Genomic DNA, 12714 nt, shown 5'->3' with positions numbered 1-12714 from the left:
GGAACGCGGGGCGTTGTCGGTGCCGGGTGGCACTCTGTACGTATGCCGGAACTGCCCGAGGTAGAAGCGCTGACGGACTTCCTCACCGAGCACCTGGCCGGCCGCCGGGTGGTGCGGGTGCTGCCGGTCGCCGTCAGTGTCCTGAAGACGTACGACCCCCCTGTCACCGCCGTCGAGGGCGGCGAGGTGACGGCCGTGCGCCGGTACGGCAAGTTCCTGGACATGGAGCTGGACACCGGACTGCACCTCGTGACCCATCTGGCCCGGGCGGGCTGGCTGCAGTGGAAGGACCGCCTGCCGGACGGCCCGCCGAAGCCCGGCAAGGGCCCGCTCGCGCTGCGTGTGGCGCTGGAGACCGGCGAGGGCTTCGACCTCACCGAGGCCGGCACCCAAAAACGTCTCGCCGTGTACGTCGTCCGGGACCCGCAGGAGGTTCCCGGCATCGCCCGCCTCGGCCCGGACCCGCTCGCCGCCGACTTCGACGAGGCCCGCTTCACCGCCCTGCTGCAGGGCGAAAGACGCCGGATCAAGGGCGCGCTGCGCGACCAGTCCCTGATCGCGGGCGTCGGCAACGCCTACAGCGACGAGATCCTGCACGCGGCGAAGATGTCCCCGTTCAAGCTCGCGGCATCCCTGAGCGCCGAGGAGACCCACCACCTGTACGAGGCGCTGCGCAGCACGCTCGCCGAGGCGGTCGAGCGTTCCCGGGGAGTGGCCGCCGGGCGGCTGAAGGCGGAGAAGAAGAGCGGTATGCGCGTCCACGGCCGCACCGGCGAACCCTGCCCGGTGTGCGGCGACACCGTCCGTGAGGTCTCCTTCAGCGACTCCTCGCTGCAGTACTGCCCCACCTGCCAGACGGGCGGCAGACCCCTGGCCGACCGCAGGCTGTCCCGGCTGCTGAAGTGAGACCCGGCCGGGCGCCGCGGATCAGCGCTGGCTGTTGCGGAAACCGATGACCACCGCGCCCCACCAGCACACCTGGGACACGAGAGCGGTACCGGCGCCCCAGACGAGCAGGCGCGGCGGGACGGAGTCGTCACGCCGGGCCTGCATACGCCGGGTGAGCAGACCGGCCTGCAGGCCGTTGAGGGTGAGCGCGAGCACCAGGGCGAGCTTGGTCCGGGTGAGGGTGGAGCCGAGGTCGGGGTGGAGCAGGGCTCCGCTGGCCACGAGCCCGGCGAGCCCGGCCCAGATCGGCACGTGCAGCCGGTTGGTGCCGGTCAGGGCGTCCGCCAGCGTGCACCGGCCGGTCAGCCAGAGCAGGGCGTGGTAGTCGGCGGACAGCACGGCCCCGAAGCCCAGCACGAGGGAGGCGAGGTGGACGAAGAGCGCCGCGGTGTGCAGGGTGTCGTCCACGCGCAGATGCAGGGAGATCCAGGCACAGGCCGTGAGACTCAGACACATGCCCAGTGCCGCCGCTGCCACCGTCCACCAGGTGTCGTACAGGCCCAGCCGCGACGCGGAGGCCGTCGAGGCGGACAGGGAAGGCTCTGGGCGCGCGGACACGGACTGCTCCTAGGGGACTCACGGAGAAAACATAGGCAAGGCTTACCTAATGTGAATCCATGGTCAAGTCCTGGTGCGGTTACCGTGCCTCTACTGTGACCAGCCGCTTTCCGTCCTCCGTGCGGACCTCGTACCGGTCGATCTGGCCGGGGTGCATCGCGGCCGAGCCCATCGCGGTGGTGGGCCGGGTGCCGTCGCCGGAGTTGGTCCAGCCGGCGACGACCTGTTCCGTCCCGTCCCGGCCGACCGCGACCAGCCGGCAGTTGTGCGCCCCGGAGCCGTCCTTGATCTCCAGGCGCAGATCGCTGCCCCAGTCCTCGTCCGCCGAGGTGACCTGCGCCCACACCCCGGTGTCCGGATCGGTGGCAGCGGTGACCTGCGCCGTCGTCGACTGGGCGTGGCCGCTGAAGGCCACGACCGCCGGGCCGGCGACGGCCAGCACCACCGAGGCGGCCAGGCCGTACAGCAGCCTGCGGCGCCGCGCCCGGTGCCGGCGCGCCAGCTCGCCGAGCAGCCGGTCCAGCAGCCGGGGGCCGGGCTGTGCCATGGGGTGCACGAAGCGCGGTGTGGCCCGGCGGTACAGCATCAACTGCCGGGTCGTGGGCCCGAATTCGGTCACGTGTGCCGCGCACCGAGGGCACTCCATGAGGTGGTCCTCGAAGCGGAAGGCCTCCGCCTCGTCCAGCACGCCGAGCGCGTACGCGCCGACGTCGCGATGCCTTTCCAGGGACCTCATGCCGAATCCTCGTGCCGAAGGGTGGGGGAAGGGTTACTCCTTGCTCCCACCCGTACGCAGCCGACGGCCGAATCACTCAAGCCGCACACAGAATCACGGACAAGAGATTCGGAGCGGCCCGGCCCGCGGATTGGTGTGAATTCCGGAAGGTTCAGAAGAGGTGGATCGCGAGATGCCCGAGGGGCAGCCCGAGCCGCCAGGCCGGGGTCCACACCTTCGGCCCGTCGTCCTCGCCGTACACCGCGCCGCCACCCGGCACCGCGTCCAGGTCCGGCGCGAGCAGCTCGGTCTCCTCCAGCCAGCGCCAGGCGTCCGCCGCCAGCGCCAGGTCGGGGGAGGGGGCCCCGGAGGCGGCCGCGCACTCGGTCAGCTCGGCCATGCGTTCGCGCACCCAGTCCTGCCACGGCTGGTCGTAGGCGGTCAGTGACAGCCAGTTCTCCAGCTGCGAGATCACCCGGATGCCGGAGAGTTCCCCGTCGGTGTCGGACAGGAAGACGGTCAGCGCCAGCGCGTCCCGGCCGGCCCGGAACTCGAAGGACGTCGGCGGCATCAGATCGCCGGTGCGCAGCAGCTCGTCGGCGATGTACTCGGCGTACAACCAGGCCATGGGGACGGCCAGTTCACCGCCGTCGGTGCCGTCGGTGCTCTCGTGACCTCTGTGCAGCATCCTTTCCTGCCCTTCCTCCGGTGCGTGCGCGTCGCCCGGGTCCTGTCGGGCCGCAGCCCTCGCCCGCCCGGAACGCGGATGAGGACAGCCCATTGCCCGAACGGGGGCCACAGCAAGGCGCTTTACCGAGGTTTGACCAGACTTCCGGTTTCACCGCAGGTCGGCTGCATAACCCGGAAGGACCCGGCGCATGGCGCGCAGTGCGTAGTACGCACGGGATTTCACGGTACCGGGTGGAATCCCCAGGGTCTGCGCCGCTTCCGTCACACTGGCCCCGAGGAAATACACGAGTACCAGTACGTCACGGTGTTCCGGCGTGAGTGTCTTCACAGCCTCCCGGACGTCGAGCACCGCGGCGGCCCGTTCGGCGTGGTCGGCGATCACCCGCGCGTTCTCGGGCACCCCGTCGCCGACCTCGGGCGGCCGGGCCTGCCGGGCCCGCCGGGCGTCGATCGCGAGCCGCCGGGCCACGGTGAGCAGCCAGGGCCGTACGGAGTCGAAGCCGTCGGCGTGCAGCGCCTCCGGATGCCGCCAGGCGCGCACCAGGGTCTCCTGGGCCAGGTCCTCGGCGCGCTGCCGGTCCCCGTCGCAGAGCCTGAGCAGCAGGGCGAGGAGAAACCCGCCGTGCTCACGCTGGAGCGCGGCCAGCTCGTGCTCGGCGGTCGTCGTCCCGTGGGTGAGTGTGGTTCCGGCCGTCATGCCCGTATGGCAGCGCAGGACGCGGCGGGCGGACAGAGGGCGTACCCGCCCCTGCGGCGGACGGTCGATCGGGTCGGCGAACGGTCGGCCGAGTGGTAAGCAGGACACCGGACGGGCTAATCACGGCGCCCAGTCTGTTTATCCGGCTCGTCATATTCATACCCATATGCCCGTCACGGCTTTGTCGGTAGATACGACAAATTCTGGGGTGAGTTGATGATCGGACGCAGACAGCAGGTGGCGCTGGCACTGACCGCCGTCCTCACGGCCGCGGCCGCCTGCCAGAACCACAACCGGCAGGAGGCCGCTCCGCAGGGGCAGCCGGCGCCCACCGCGGCCCGCGGCTTCACCCTGGTCGCCTCCGGGGACGTCCTGCCGCACACCTCGGTCATCGAGCGGGCCGGGTTCGACGCGGGCGGCAACGGTTTCGACTTCCGCCCCATGCTCGCCGGCGTCGAACCGGTGGTCTCCCACGCCGATCTGGCGCTGTGTCACATGGAGACCGTCTTCGGCGCCGAAGGCGAGTACGCCGGCTACCCCCTCTTCAAATCCCCGCCGGAGATCGCCCGGGGCCTCGTCGCCACCGGCTACGACGGCTGCTCCACCGCCTCCAACCACTCCCTGGACGACGGCGCCGCCGGCATCCGGCGCACCCTGGACGCCATGGACCGGGCAGGGCTCCGGCACGCGGGGACCGCCCGTGACGAGACCGAGGCCCGCTCGGTCACGGTCCACCGGGCGGGCTCCGCCAAGGTCGCCCACCTGTCGTACACGTTCGGCACCAACAACATCCCGCTGCCGCCCGGACAGCCCTGGGCGGTCAACCTGATCGATCCGGACCGGATGATCGCCGACGCCCGCGCCGCCCGGCAGGCCGGCGCCGACGTGGTCGTGGTCTCCGTGCACTGGGGCACCGAATGGCAGGACGAGCCCGACCGGCTCCAGCTCACCCTCGCCCAGCGGCTCACCGCCTCGGCCACCGACGGGCACCCGGACATCGACCTGATCCTCGGCACCCACGCCCACATCCCGCAGGCGTACGAGAAGGTCAACGGCACCTGGGTGGTCTACGGCATGGGCGACCAGATCGCCGGCGAGATGTACAACGGCGAGGGCGCCCAGGACCCGCGCGGCAACCAGTCCACCCTCGGCCGCTTCACCTTCGCCCCGCCGCTCCGGCCGGGCGAGGGCTGGCGGGTCACCAAGGCCGAGTTCATCCCGCAGCTGTACGACCTGGACGCCGGCCGCGTCGTCGACCTCAACCGGGCCATCGCCCAGGGCGCCGAACTGGAAGCGGTCCGCGACCGCATCAAGGACGTGGTGCTCAGCCGGGGTGCCGCCCAGGACGGGCTGGCCATGGGTGAGTGATCAGCCGCCGGTCACCCGGCGGGCGGCCGTCCGGCCAGGGCGGAGCGCCGGTACGAGTAGCCGAAGTAGACCGCACAGCCGATCGCGAACCACACGGCGAACCGCACCCAGGTCTGCCACTGCAGGAACGTGATCAGCCAGACCGAGAAGACGACACCGAGCGCCGGCACGAACGGCATCCACGGGGTACGGAAGGTGCGCGGCAGCTCGGGCTGCCGGTAGCGCAGCACGATCACCGCCACGCACACCACCACGAACGCCAGCAGGATGCCGATGTTGGTCAGCTCGGCCGCCTCACCGATCGGGAGGAAACCGGCGATGAGGGCCGAGGCCGCGCCGACGATCCAGGTCACCCGGGTCGGCACGTGCCGCGTCGGGTGAGTCTTGGCGAACCAGATGGGCAGCAGTCCGTCACGGGACATCGAGAACCAGACCCGAGTCACGCCCAGCATGAAGGTGAACATCACGGTCAGGATGCCGATGATCGCGCCCACCGCGATCACGTCGGCCAGCCCGCTCAGGCCCACCGACTTGAACGCCGTGGAGAAGCCGCTCTCCGGGTCGATGTCCTTGTAGTTCTGCATGCCCGTCAGCACCAGGCACGCCGCCACGTACAGCACCATCGAGATCGCCAGCGAGTAGATGATCGCCTTCGGCATGTGCCGCTGCGCGTCCTTCGACTCCTCGGCCGCCGTCGACATCGCGTCGTAGCCGAACACCGCGAAGAACACGGTCGCCGCGCCGGTGAACGCCCCGCCGACACCGAACGGGAAGAACGGGTGGTAGTTCGCCGAGGTGATGTGGAACACACCCACACCGATCACCAGCAGCACCACCAGCACCTTCAGCGCCACCACGAACGTCTCGAACCGGGCCGCGCTGCGGATGCCCAGGTTCAGCAGCCAGGCGATCAGCAGGCACAGCACCGCCGCGAACAGGTCGATCCGGTGGCCGCCGCCGGTGCCGGGTGCGCCCAGCATCCAGGCCGGCAGGTCCGCGCCCGTCTCCTGGACCAGGAAGCTGAAGTAGCCGGAGATGCCGATGGCCACGACGGCCACGATCGCCGTGTACTCCAGCAGCAGGTCCCAGCCGATGAACCAGCCCGCGAACTCACCGAGCACCGCGTAGCCGTACGTGTACGCCGAACCCGCCTTCGGGATCAGCCCCGCGAACTCCGCGTACGACAGAGCCGCGCAGGCACTCGCGACACCGGCGATCAGGAACGACACCAGCACCGCGGGCCCGGCCGTCCCGTTGGCCACGGTGCCGGCCAGCGTGAAGATGCCGGCACCGATGATGCCGCCCACGCCGATGGCCGTGAGCTGCCAGAGCCCCAGCGACCTGTCCAGCTGGGGTCCCTCGCCGACCTCCGTCTCCTCGATGTGCTCGATGGGTTTGCGGCGGAGAATCCCTTCACCCATACGGAGCTTGGCCATACGCCTCACCTCTTCGCCGACGGCAAACGGCTGACGGCGGATCATGATGGCTCAGCGGGACCCCCCAGGAAAGGCGCCACGCACGGCCCGGTCCGCTGACCTGGGCGGGCCGCGGACCGGCCCGAACGCGGCTGCTGCCGGGTGACGCCGGGGACGGCCGCGGCCCACTGGAACGGCCGCTGCCCGCCGTCGCTGCCCGCAGGGGCGACGGCCTGGAGATCCGCCTTCCCACGGTACAACCGATGGTTGTGGCTGCCGCCGGGCCGGTTGTTTGCTCCGGGCCCGGCCCGCCGGATTGGATGTCCCGGGTCGACGGGAGGACGTGCATGAAGCTGGGCCGGGACTTCGGCCGGCTGTGGGCCGCGTACGCTGCCAGCACCTTCGGCACCTGGCTCGCCTTCGACGCCTTCCAGCTGATCGCCGTCCTCGTGCTGCACGCCGGCTCCGCCGAGGTGGCACTGCTCTCCTCCGCCTCGGTGGCCGCGGGAGCGATGGCCGCCGTACCGCTGGGGCCCTGGATGGAGTTCCGGCGCAAGCGGCCCGTGATGATCACGGCCGACCTCGTGCGCTGTGCCGCGCTGCTGACGCTGCCCGCCGCCTACGCGCTCGGCACGCTCGGCTTCGGGCAGCTGCTGGCCGTCGCCGTGCTCGTCGCGACGGCCGACATCGCCTTCACCGCCGCCTCCGGCGCCCACCTCAAGGCGCTCGTGCCGTCCTCCGGGCTGCTCACCGCCACCAGCCGCTTCGAGTCCACGACCTGGACCGCCACCGTGCTGGGACCGCCGCTCGGCGGCGCCGCGGTCGGCCTGTTCGGACCGGTCACGACGGTGGCCGCCGACGCCGTCAGCTATCTGCTGTCCGCCCTGGGCATCCGGGCGATCGGCTCGCACGAACCCCGCCCCGAGCGGACCACGGCACCCCGCGCCGGCGACCTCCTGGAGGGCTGGCGGCACATCCTCACCAGCCCGGCCCTGCGTCCGCTGTTCCTCAACCACGTCCTGGTCAACAGCCTGATCATGGCCACCTCACCGCTGCTCGCGGTGCTCATGCTCGGCCCGCTCGGCCTCGCACCCTGGCAGTACGGCCTCGCCTTCGCCGTGCCCTGCCTGGGCGGCCTGCTCGGCTCCCGGCTGGCCCGCCCGCTGGCCGCCCGCCACGGCAGGGACCGGGTGCTGCGCACGGCCGGCGTGCTGCGCGCCTGCTGGCCGGTCGGGCTGGCCTTCGTCCGCCCCGGCGTGCCCGGACTGCTGCTCGTGATGGTGGTCGAACTGGGCCTGATCACCTGCGCCGGCGTGTACACCCCCGTGTTCGCCGCCGAGCGGCTCGAGCGGACACCGGCCGACCGGGTGACCCGTACCCTCGCCGCCTGGACGGTCACCAGCAAGGCCACCACCGCCGCGCTGACCGCACTGTGGGGCCTGTTGGGCAGCCTCACCGGACCGCGCACCGCCATCGCCGCGGCCGGCATCCTGCTCCTCGCGACACCGCTGCCGCTCCTGCGCCGCCCTACGGTACGACCGTCACCGGCCAGCGTCCCGCCTTCACCAGCCGGACCGCCACCGAGCCGATGATCCGGTGCCCGGCCTGCTCCGAGGCACCCACCACCACCGCGTCCGCCTTCAGCTCGTCCGCCGCCTTCACCAGCCCGTTGTAGGGGTCGCCGCGGAAGGTGTGGAACTCCCAGCGCACCTCGAATATCCCCTTGACCCGCTCCGCGGCCTCCCGGATCTGCACGATCAGATCCTCGGCGATCTCCTCGGTCGTCTCCGCCACCGGCGCCCCGAACGCAGCCCCGGCCGCGAGCACCGGCTGGACGTACACCACGGCCAGCAGCGCGTGCTGGCGCCGGGCCAGACCGCCCGCGTACGCGGCGGCACGCAGCGAGGAGTCGGAGCCGTCCACACCGACCAGAATGACCTTCGGCCCGTCCGTGCCCCGTTCGAACCGGTGCGAGTGCGCATGCTGCTCGTGCTGTTCCGTCACACTCGCGAGGCTATCGGAACGAGCGGTTCCCGCAGCGCCCCAGGGGCCGCTCGACGGGCGAGCCCGGCCGCGCCTTCCTACAGTCGGAACCATGACCGCCACCGCGGGGCCCGCCTCTCGGAGGCACGCCCCGGCGCCGGTACGCCCGCCCGGCGCCGGGCGCCTCGGCCGGATCCCGGAGGCCTTTGCCACCCTCTTCGCGGCGCTCGGCCTGCTGTGCGCCCTGCTCGCGTTCGTCCCCCCGCTGCGCAGCCCGCTCCGCCCGGTCGCCCGCACCCTCGACCTGCTCCTCGTCCCCGTCAGCGCCAACCTCGCCTACGCCGTCTTCCTGTTCCTGCTGGCCGGCGCCACCGCCGCCCGCAAGAAGATCGCCTGGTGGCTGGTCGTCGTCTATCTGGGCCTGCTCGTCCTCACCGATGCGTTCGGCGTGGCCCTCGGCCTGTACACCGAGTCGCTGCCGTCCCTGGTGCTGTGCGCCCTGCTGCTGCTCCTGCTGGTGGTCGCCCGCCGGGAGTTCTACGCCGCCTCCCGCCGCGGCGCCGTGTGGCGGGCGCTCGCCGTGCTGCTGGCCGGGCTGATCGCGGCCATCCTGCTCGGCTGGGGCCTGGTGCTGCTCTTCCCTGGCACCCTGCCGGCCGGCCAGCACCTGGCCTGGGCCGCCGACCGGGTGTGCGGCGGGCTCGTCTCCGACAGCTCCTTCGACGGCCGCCCGCCGCGCCGGGTCACCTTCGTGCTCGGCCTGCTCGGCGCGCTCGCCCTGCTCAACGCGGCTGCCGCGCTGTTCCGTTCCCAGCGCCTGGAAGCCGCCCTGCACGGCGACGAGGAGGCCCGCATCCGCGCCCTGCTCGCGGCCTACGGCGAACGGGACTCCCTCGGCTACTTCGCCACCCGCCGCGACAAGGCCGTCGTCTTCTCACCCAGCGGCAAGGCCGCCGTCACCTACCGCGTGGAGGCCGGCGTCTGCCTCGCCAGCGGTGACCCGGTCGGCGACCCCGAGGCCTGGCCGCACGCCATCGACTCCTGGCTCCGCACGGCCCGCCGCCACGCCTGGGCACCCGCCGTGATGGGCGCCTCCGAGGACGGCGCCCGCGCCTACGCCCGCGCCGGACTCGGAGCCCTCCAGCTCGGCGACGAGGCGATCGTGCACGTCGCCTCCTTCGACCTCGGCGGCCGGGAGATGCGCGTCACCCGGCAGGCCGTGCAACGGGTCCGCCGCACCGGAGCCGTCTGCCGCATCCGCCGCCACGCCACCCTCACCGAACGGGAGATGGAGGAGGTCGTCGTCAAGGCCGGCACCTGGCGCGACACCGAGACCGAACGCGGTTTCTCCATGGCCCTGGACCGGCTCGGCGACCCCGCCGACGGCGACTGCCTGCTCGTGGAGGCCCTCGGCGACGACGCCCGGCTCCTCGCGCTGCTCTCCTTCGTGCCCTGGGGCCGCGACGGCGTCTCGCTGGACCTGATGCGCCGTGACCGGGCCGCCCCCAACGGGGTGACGGAGTTCATGGTGGCCGAACTGTGCGCCGCCGCACCCAAGCTCGGCATCCGCCGCATCTCCCTCAATTTCGCGGTCTTCCGCTCCGTCTTCGAGGAGGGCGCCCGCATCGGCGCCGGACCGGTCCTGCGGCTCTGGCGCCGCCTGCTGCTGTTCCTCTCCCGCTGGTGGCAGCTGGAGGCCCTGTACCGGTCCAACGCCAAGTACCACCCCGAGTGGTACCCGCGCTTCATCTGCTACGGCGACACCGGCTCCCTCGCCCGCATCGGCCTCGCCTCCGGCATCGCCGAAGGCTTCGTCTCCGTACCTTCGTTGCGCAAACTCTGGGGAAAGGGGCACCCGAAGAGCGGACCGCGGCCCGCCGGCACGGAGGGCCTGCCGTCCCTGACGGCGCTCGGCCTCGACGGAGGGGACCAGGCCGGGCCCGCAGCCCCGGACGCGGGCCTGCCCGACCAGGTCCGCGTCCGGCACCGCAAGCTCGACCGGCTGCGCGCCACCGGCACCGATCCCTATCCGGTCGGCACCGGCGCACCCACCCACGCCCTGGCCGACGTACCCCCCGGCGAGGACGTCACCGTGGCCGGACGGCTGATGCTGGTCCGCGACTTCGGCGGCATCGTCTTCGCCGTGCTGCGCGACTGGTCCGGCGACCACCAGATCGCCCTCACCCGCGGCGGCTCCGGCCCCGGACTCGACCGCTTCACCGCCGACACCGACATCGGCGACCACATCACCGCCACCGGCCGTGCCCGCCTGAGCGACCGGGGCGAACCCACCGTCTTCGTCACCTCCTGGCAGCTCACCGGCAAATGCCTGCACCCGCTGCCCGACAAGCGCCGCGGCCTCACCGACCCCGAGGCCAAGGTCCGCCGCCGCCACCTGGACCTCATCACCAGCCCCGACGCCCGGGCCGTCCTGCGCGCCCGCTCCGCCGCCGTACAGGCACTGCGCCAGGGCCTGCTGGACCGCGGCTACCTGGAGGTCGAGACCCCGATGCTCCAGCAGATCCACGGCGGCGCCCATGCCCGCCCCTTCACCACCCACATCAACGCCTACGACCTCGACCTGTACCTGCGCATCGCCCCCGAGCTGTACCTGAAACGGCTGTGCGTCGGCGGCCTGGAGAAGGTCTTCGAACTGGGCCGCACCTTTCGCAACGAGGGCGTCTCCTACAAGCACAACCCCGAGTTCACGATGCTGGAGGCCTACCAGGCCCACGCCGACTACGACGTCATGCTCGACCTCACCCGCGAGCTGATCCAGGGCGCCGCGACCGCCGCCTTCGGCTCACCGGTGGCCCGCAAGGACGGCGCGGAGTACGACATCTCCGGGACCTGGCCGGTCAAGACCGTGTACGGGGCGCTCTCCGAGGCGCTCGGCGAGGAGATCGGCCCCGGCACCGAACTGCTGCGGCTGCACCGGCTGTGCGACCGCACCGGGGTGCCGTACACGGCCGACGACGGGCCCGGTGACGTCGTCCTGGAGATGTACGAGCGGCTGGTCGAGCACCGGACCGAACGGCCCACCTTCTACAAGGACTTCCCGACCGACGTCTCTCCGCTGACCCGGCAGCACCGCACCGACCCGCGGCTCGCCGAACGCTGGGACCTCGTCGCCTTCGGCACCGAACTCGGCACCGCCTACTCGGAACTGACCGATCCCGTCGAACAGCGCCGCCGGCTCACCGAACAGTCGCTGCTGGCCGCCGGCGGCGACCCGGAGGCCATGGAGCTGGACGAGGACTTCCTCCAGGCCCTCGAGTACGCGATGCCCCCGACCGGCGGACTCGGCATCGGCGTCGACCGGCTCGTCATGTTCCTCACCGGTCTGACGATCCGGGAGACGCTGCCCTTCCCGCTGGTGCGCCGCCGCTGACGCCCGCCGCCGATTCGGCCGTACGGGTGCATTCCCCCCGCGACACCGGTGCCGTTGGGGTGCGCCGGAGCCCGGCGGGGCGACTGATGGGTCATGCAGAAGGATCAGTTCTTCACCCGCCGCCGGATGCTCCTCGCCGGCGGCGCCGCCCTGGGAGCCGCTGCCACCGCCGGAGCCGTCCTGGCGAGCAGCGCCGAGGACGCCGTCCGCACCACCGCGGCACCCGTCGCGGGGCCCCAGGCCCGGCCGGCACTGGGCCCCTCCGCCTTCCGGCTCCAGCCGCTCACCGGATACGGCCCGCCGCGCGCCGCGCCCCGCAAACTCGAGGTGCGCGAGGAACCCATCCTGCAGATCTCCGGACGCGGCCGGCGCATGGTACTGACCTTCGACGACGGCCCCCACCCGGACTACACTCCGCACATCCTGGACACCCTCGCCAAGTACGACGTCCGGGCGATGTTCTTCGTGTGCGGCGAGTGCGTCGTCGAGAACAAGGAGCTGCTGGCCCGAATGGCCGACGCGGGCCACGTCGTCGGCAACCACACCTGGACGCACCCGCTGCTGACCAGCCTGAGCCGCAGCGAGATCCGCGCCGAGATGGAGAGCACCAGCGACGCCATCGAGGACGCCTACGGCGAGCGCCCGCAGTGGTTCCGAGCCCCCTACGGCGCCTGGAACCGCGCCGCCTTCCAACTGGGCGCCGACATGGGCATGGAGCCGCTGGCCTGGACCGTCGACACCACCGACTGGGAGGAGCCCGGTACGAGCACCATCGTGGACCGGGTGGAGAGCGGCGCCGCCCCCGGGGTCGTGGTGCTCTCCCACGACGCCGGGGGCGACCGTTCGCAGACCGTGCGCGCCATTCGTGAATGGCTGCCCTATCTGATCGACTCCGGATACCACCTCAGCGTGCCGCGCCGGCGCGTGTGACGGCTTCCCCGGCCGGGGC

Annotated in this window: 11 protein-coding genes; 5 read left to right on the top strand and 6 right to left on the bottom strand. The window is 72.1% G+C overall.

The features are described 5' to 3' along the window. Nucleotides 1–42: 42 nt before the first annotated feature. Entirely contained in the window at nucleotides 43–906 is an 864-nt protein-coding gene (locus ACZ4SF_RS09915; protein ID WP_468380775.1) for an Fpg/Nei family DNA glycosylase, read from the top strand. 21 nt (nucleotides 907–927) lie between these two features. Here ACZ4SF_RS09915 and ACZ4SF_RS09910 read toward each other — a convergent pair whose 3' ends face one another. From ACZ4SF_RS09910 to ACZ4SF_RS09895, 4 genes are all read right to left on the bottom strand, one after another. After that, on the bottom strand, nucleotides 928–1506 hold the full coding sequence (locus ACZ4SF_RS09910; protein WP_468380772.1) for a hypothetical protein: 579 nt from the start codon (nucleotides 1504–1506) through the stop codon (nucleotides 928–930). Between the two features lie 79 nt (nucleotides 1507–1585). Next, nucleotides 1586–2242, bottom strand: a complete 657-nt coding sequence (locus tag ACZ4SF_RS09905) for a zf-HC2 domain-containing protein (RefSeq protein ID WP_468380770.1) — start codon at nucleotides 2240–2242, stop codon at nucleotides 1586–1588. Nucleotides 2243–2393: 151 nt separating this feature from the next. Continuing rightward, on the bottom strand, nucleotides 2394–2909 hold the full coding sequence (locus ACZ4SF_RS09900; protein WP_468380767.1) for a hypothetical protein: 516 nt from the start codon (nucleotides 2907–2909) through the stop codon (nucleotides 2394–2396). 150 nt (nucleotides 2910–3059) lie between these two features. Continuing rightward, nucleotides 3060–3608, bottom strand: coding sequence for a sigma-70 family RNA polymerase sigma factor (locus tag ACZ4SF_RS09895; RefSeq protein WP_468380764.1), 549 nt, complete (start codon nucleotides 3606–3608; stop codon nucleotides 3060–3062). 216 nt (nucleotides 3609–3824) lie between these two features. On the opposite strand from ACZ4SF_RS09895, the gene ACZ4SF_RS09890 reads away from it, so the two are divergent. Then, nucleotides 3825–4976, top strand: a complete 1152-nt coding sequence (locus tag ACZ4SF_RS09890) for a CapA family protein (protein WP_468380761.1) — start codon at nucleotides 3825–3827, stop codon at nucleotides 4974–4976. Between the two features lie 11 nt (nucleotides 4977–4987). Here the strand turns inward: ACZ4SF_RS09890 and ACZ4SF_RS09885 are convergent, their stop codons facing one another. Further along, nucleotides 4988–6412, bottom strand: coding sequence for an amino acid permease (locus ACZ4SF_RS09885; protein WP_468380759.1), 1425 nt, complete (start codon nucleotides 6410–6412; stop codon nucleotides 4988–4990). A 326-nt stretch (nucleotides 6413–6738) separates the two neighbouring features. On the opposite strand from ACZ4SF_RS09885, the gene ACZ4SF_RS09880 reads away from it, so the two are divergent. Then, complete coding sequence (locus ACZ4SF_RS09880; RefSeq protein WP_468380757.1) at nucleotides 6739–7983, top strand: MFS transporter; 1245 nt, start codon at nucleotides 6739–6741, stop codon at nucleotides 7981–7983. Here ACZ4SF_RS09880 and ACZ4SF_RS09875 read toward each other — a convergent pair. After that, nucleotides 7919–8395: a universal stress protein gene (locus ACZ4SF_RS09875; RefSeq protein WP_468380754.1), complete on the bottom strand. Its 477-nt coding sequence runs from the start codon at nucleotides 8393–8395 to the stop codon at nucleotides 7919–7921. The two genes, ACZ4SF_RS09880 and ACZ4SF_RS09875, sit on opposite strands and share 65 nt — an antisense overlap. Before the next feature lie 91 nt (nucleotides 8396–8486). On the opposite strand from ACZ4SF_RS09875, the gene lysX reads away from it, so the two are divergent. Continuing rightward, nucleotides 8487–11765 carry a bifunctional lysylphosphatidylglycerol synthetase/lysine--tRNA ligase LysX gene (gene lysX / locus ACZ4SF_RS09870; protein WP_468380752.1) on the top strand — a complete coding sequence of 1093 codons (3279 nt, stop codon included), beginning with the start codon at nucleotides 8487–8489 and terminating at the stop codon, nucleotides 11763–11765. 93 nt (nucleotides 11766–11858) lie between these two features. Next, complete coding sequence (locus ACZ4SF_RS09865; protein ID WP_468380749.1) at nucleotides 11859–12695, top strand: polysaccharide deacetylase family protein; 837 nt, start codon at nucleotides 11859–11861, stop codon at nucleotides 12693–12695. Nucleotides 12696–12714: the final 19 nt, after the last annotated feature.

The sequence above is a fragment of the Streptomyces sp. NPDC027663 genome (assembly GCF_055566415.1).
Note: the sequence above shows the minus strand (reverse complement) of the source record. Positions and strands in the feature narration are given on the sequence as shown.

Coding starts and splice junctions, on each gene's coding strand:
- ACZ4SF_RS09915 (WP_468380775.1), top strand. CDS start 43: ATGCCGGAACTGCCCGAGGTAGAAGCGCTGACGGACTTCCTCACCGAG.
- ACZ4SF_RS09905 (WP_468380770.1), bottom strand. CDS start 2,242: ATGAGGTCCCTGGAAAGGCATCGCGACGTCGGCGCGTACGCGCTCGGC.
- ACZ4SF_RS09900 (WP_468380767.1), bottom strand. CDS start 2,909: ATGCTGCACAGAGGTCACGAGAGCACCGACGGCACCGACGGCGGTGAA.
- ACZ4SF_RS09895 (WP_468380764.1), bottom strand. CDS start 3,608: ATGACGGCCGGAACCACACTCACCCACGGGACGACGACCGCCGAGCAC.
- ACZ4SF_RS09890 (WP_468380761.1), top strand. CDS start 3,825: ATGATCGGACGCAGACAGCAGGTGGCGCTGGCACTGACCGCCGTCCTC.
- ACZ4SF_RS09885 (WP_468380759.1), bottom strand. CDS start 6,412: ATGGCCAAGCTCCGTATGGGTGAAGGGATTCTCCGCCGCAAACCCATC.
- ACZ4SF_RS09880 (WP_468380757.1), top strand. CDS start 6,739: ATGAAGCTGGGCCGGGACTTCGGCCGGCTGTGGGCCGCGTACGCTGCC.
- lysX (WP_468380752.1), top strand. CDS start 8,487: ATGACCGCCACCGCGGGGCCCGCCTCTCGGAGGCACGCCCCGGCGCCG.
- ACZ4SF_RS09865 (WP_468380749.1), top strand. CDS start 11,859: ATGCAGAAGGATCAGTTCTTCACCCGCCGCCGGATGCTCCTCGCCGGC.